Below are 1,693 nucleotides of genomic sequence, written 5' to 3' on the forward strand. Positions count from 1 at the left end.
AAGAGCAGCACGACGCCGAAGCGTACTGTGCGGAAGACTATGGCGATATCGCGTGGTCGAACGATACCGACATGCCGCAAGAGGGGTCGGATTGGCATCGCAACGGCTGGTGACCCCCGTATCGTCAAATAGTGGACATAGAGCCCGCTGCCTCATGGTGGCGGGCCTTTCTATTCTTTGTGTTGAACGATGTAGCTATTGCTGATGGCGTTGCCCCCAACGCCCCGCGTGACAACAACGGTGGTGTACCCGGCGGGCAGTGAACCGGTGACAGTCTCGTCGACAGGATGGCATCGTCCGACGATTTCACCGTTTGGCGCACCTGCGAGCCTGTCTTTCAGAGATGCCCGACACGCGTCGAACGACGCATATGTCGTCGGCGCGGCCTCAATGGGCTTGCAGACGGCAGCCTGGCCTGGGCTGCAAGAGAGTAAAAGCAATACTGCTGCGGTTGCGGGGTCCATTGTCGAAGCTCCACTGAGACCAGCCTCAACGCGGATCGAAGGCCTTTGTTGCACAGGCAGCCCCGGCGGCGACCCGCTGCCGAGAGATGGCGGGCTTTTCATTTGGTGGTGGAGCGTAGCGGGATTAGCGGGCACAAGCTTTCCCACTATCTTGCGCGGTCATGTCTCCAAGCTCCACCGTGCCAGGATGGCCCGCGATCCGATAAAGCACCTCGAAGCACAACACCGATACCTAACCAAAAATCGCGAAAAAGTCTTGGCAAGGAAACGTTCGCCAGAAGCTAGGGAAAAGAAGAAAAAATGGAGAGCTGAGAACCGTCAAAAAGACTTGGACTACGGGCGAAGGTATCGTGAGACACATAAGGAGATACGTGCAGCGGCCAAGAAAGCTTGGCGTCTAGCCAATCCGGAAAAAGTGGTTGCGTACTACCATGCGTACAGAGCTGGTCATCTGGATGAAACCCGGATTTCCCAACGAAAATACTTTGTCGAACATCGCCAGGAAATCTATAAGAAGCAGGCCGCGTGGATGCTGCGAAAGAAATCAATCAACACCATGCGCCACGACCCGGACACGGTCTATCGGGTGGTGAGCCGGGCGGTCAGTTCAGGACTTCCGCGCTTCATGCGTGATGATGTTATCGCCTCGATGCTCCTGGCTGTGCTCGAAGGCAAGCTACTGCTGGAGCACGTCGGTGCGCGGATGAAGGATTACGTCACCGGCTACAACCGTGAATACGACACGTTCAAAACGCTCTCGCTCGATGCGCCGATGGGAGGGACTGATCTCAGGCGAATCGACCTGCTTGAGGCACCGGCGCCGTATGAGCCCGAGGACGACGAGGATGACGACATGGTCATGCTCAGGGGAGGGCAATCGCTCTGGCGATAAGTCGTCATTGAACGAAAAAGTTAGGAACTGAGTTAGGAACCGAATAAGGCGAGAGCGATTTACTCCGCTTTTTCAATTAGTTAATTAGAATTCTGGCGGAGGAAGTGGGATTCGAACCCACGGTGAGCTTGCACCCACGCCGGTTTTCAAGACCGGTGCCTTAAACCGCTCGGCCATTCCTCCATCGTGATTCTTCAACCACTTGGGTAGCACGAGGCCAGCTCGTTTGGCCTGTTGGCACCGGATTGGCACCGAAGGCGCTCCCGGCTGGTTCACGCCTCATTCCTGTAAAGCGGCATTGAGGGCTGCGTCAACCACCGCTGCGTCGGTTCCTGCT

Annotated in this window: 1 protein-coding gene and 1 tRNA gene; one reads left to right on the forward strand and one right to left on the reverse strand. The window is 56.5% G+C overall.

Going from position 1 to position 1,693, the window contains the following annotated elements; translation table 11 throughout:
• Positions 1-198: 198 nt before the first annotated feature.
• Positions 199-1,356 carry a hypothetical protein gene (locus EN984_RS37950; RefSeq protein ID WP_164748983.1) on the forward strand — a complete coding sequence of 386 codons (1,158 nt, stop codon included), beginning with the start codon at positions 199-201 and terminating at the stop codon, positions 1,354-1,356.
• Between the two features lie 93 nt (positions 1,357-1,449).
• On the opposite strand, the gene EN984_RS33615 is transcribed toward EN984_RS37950, so the two are convergent.
• A tRNA-Ser gene (locus tag EN984_RS33615) sits at positions 1,450-1,539 on the reverse strand.
• Positions 1,540-1,693 lie beyond the last annotated feature (154 nt).

Origin of the sequence: Mesorhizobium sp. M7A.F.Ca.CA.004.12.1.1, from assembly GCF_003997835.1 — a bacterium.
Classification (GTDB): Bacteria; Pseudomonadota; Alphaproteobacteria; order Rhizobiales; family Rhizobiaceae; genus Mesorhizobium.